Genomic DNA, 2,366 nt, shown 5'->3' on the forward strand with positions numbered 1-2,366 from the left:
CTGGCGGGCGTTCCGGTTGCTGTGAAAGACCTGATTTGCACCCGAGGGATGCGAACAACTTTTGGATCACGCCTCTATGCGGATTTTGTGCCTGAGCAAGATGACATAGTTGTCGAACGCCTGAGAAGAGCTGGTGCGACAATCATCGGTAAGACAAACACGTCTGAATTCGGCTATGGTGGCGTTGGCCACAATCACGTTTTCCCCACAACCCGCAATCCCTGGAATGTGGCTCTAACGCCGGGTGGGTCGAGCGCCGGTTCGGCAGTAGCCGTTTCAACCGGCATGGTTCCATTGGCCCTGGGTAGCGATGGTGGCGGTTCGATACGCATCCCGGCGTCACTTTGCGGCGTCTTCGGCATGAAGCCGTCTTGGGGACGGGTGCCTCTATACCCAAGCTGCCGCGATCCAGGCTACCCCGGACAGTCAAGTTGGGAGAGCCTTGAGCACATTGGCCCTTTGACCCGAAATGCAGCCGATGCAGCACTTGCGCTTTCCGTCATATCCGGCCCCTCAGACTACGACCGTCATTCTATTCCGTCCGGGAGCAGTGATTGGGGTTTGAGTAGTTTGGACGCAATGGCAACCATCCGCATCGCATTCTCGGACGACCTCGGCTTTGCGATCGTGGATCCGGAAGTCCGCTCTGTTTTTGAACAGGCTGTTGGGCGTTTGAGAACGGCAATCAGCCATATCGAATGTGCTTACCCGGCCGTTGGCAATACCGAAGGATTGCTCGACACGCTTGTTGCGCTTGAGACGGATCGGGCTGGTCTGAAAGCTATGGCTGCGGAGCAGGGCATTGATCTTGATGGCTGGATCGGAAGCATTCTTGAGCGAACCTGGACAGGGGACCAGTTCACAGCCGCCATCATGGACCGCAAGCGCATCGCAAATATCACTGCGGACTTCATGCGTGATTTCGATTTTCTGCTGACCCCCACAACCGCAAGCGCCGCCTTTCCGATTGATACCTACGGCCCTGACAAGATTGCAGGGCAGGTGGTGCCACCGTCGTCATGGGTTCCGTTCTCCGCGCTCGCGAATTTCACCGGGTTGCCTGCCGCTTCAGTGCCCATTGGTTTCACCAAGGATGGCCGACCAATCGGATTGCAGATCATGGGACGCCATCTGGATGACAACGGCGTCCTTAGCCTTTGCGCCATTGTGGAAAAGATCGTTGCGCTAGATCATAGTTCAACGCCTGTCTGACCCGAAATGGCACCCGAGATTGATCAGCTCGCACCCCCTCCATTGGAGCCCATTGCTGACCTTCGTCGATGACGTTAGCCTGTAGGAACGCGCATAAAGATCGACCTGCAGGGTCGATCATCAGCGCGCTCCCCTCCAATGGAAAATAAGGATGGCACATGTGTGACAATATGTTTGTCGTGACTGGTGGCCCCGGTTCCGGCAAGAGCACGTTGATCGACGCCCTGCGCGACAGGGGATTTGCCTCGATGCCAGAGGCCGGGCGGGCAATCATTCGCGATCAGGTTCAGATTAGGGGCACCGCTTTGCCATGGGCAGACAAAGTCATGTTTGCCGAACTCATGCTCGGATGGGAGTTGCGGTCGTGGCATGAAGCTTCGGCTCTGGAAAAGCCGGTGCTTATGGACAGGGGAGTTCCCGATGTTGTCGGCTATCTGACGCTGTCTGGCCTTCGGGTTCCCGCCCATGTGGAGGCTGCCGCGAAGACATATCGCTACAACAGGATGGTCTTCATCGCCCCATATTGGGAGGACATTTTCGGGCAGGACGCCGAAAGAAAGCAGGATCACGAGGAAGCCGAGGCAACCAACCGGGTCATGGCGGATACTTACACCCGCTTCGGCTACCAACTTGTCGAGCTTCCCACGGTGTCAGTCGGAGAGCGTGTTGCTTTCGTCTTGGATCACCTGAAAGCGGAATGACCGCTTCGTCCCGCATGTGTGATTTTATGCGCAGCGCAGCGAATGGCGGCTTTCACAAACGCAGGTTTGTGAAACGGATGTAAAATAGGCTCTCAGATAGCGAAGTCGTGCATCTCAGCTCATGTCTAAATGTAAATTCCGCAAAGGGTGCCAGCGTCAGGGAAAAATATTTCTTAGCGTAGGATTTTGCACTGAGCCGGAGCAGACCCCAAAGAGGGTATGGCAGTTGCCCGCGCGAAGGGAAAGCTGAAGGGTAAAAAGCCAAAGCTGTCGGATCGACGCCAAACAGAGCTTCGGCGCATGTATGACACAGGAGATTACTCGATCGTAAGACCGCATGTCTTTTCCATCGGCCCGGCCCATGGCGGATCTGTCTGTATCCTGAACGTTGGGCGGCGGGTGCCGTCCTTTTGCGATGGAGGAAGACATGCGGAGAACCCACGGAACGCTCTA

The 2,366-nt window shown here is 56.2% G+C and carries 2 protein-coding genes; both read left to right on the forward strand.

Annotated features, from left to right (window positions below):
- Nucleotides 1-1,212, forward strand: a 1,212-nt coding sequence (locus tag KNW02_RS20375) for an amidase (RefSeq protein WP_216035008.1), incomplete at its 5' end; no start/stop codon positions are given.
- Nucleotides 1,213-1,370: 158 nt separating this feature from the next.
- Nucleotides 1,371-1,913, forward strand: coding sequence for an AAA family ATPase (locus KNW02_RS20380; protein WP_216035009.1), 543 nt, complete (start codon nucleotides 1,371-1,373; stop codon nucleotides 1,911-1,913).
- Nucleotides 1,914-2,366: the final 453 nt, after the last annotated feature.

The sequence above is a fragment of the Paracoccus marinaquae genome (assembly GCF_018860165.1).
In the GTDB taxonomy this organism is placed as follows: Bacteria; Pseudomonadota; Alphaproteobacteria; order Rhodobacterales; family Rhodobacteraceae; genus Paracoccus; species Paracoccus marinaquae.

Coding starts and splice junctions, on each gene's coding strand:
- KNW02_RS20380 (WP_216035009.1), top strand. CDS start 1,371: ATGTGTGACAATATGTTTGTCGTGACTGGTGGCCCCGGTTCCGGCAAG.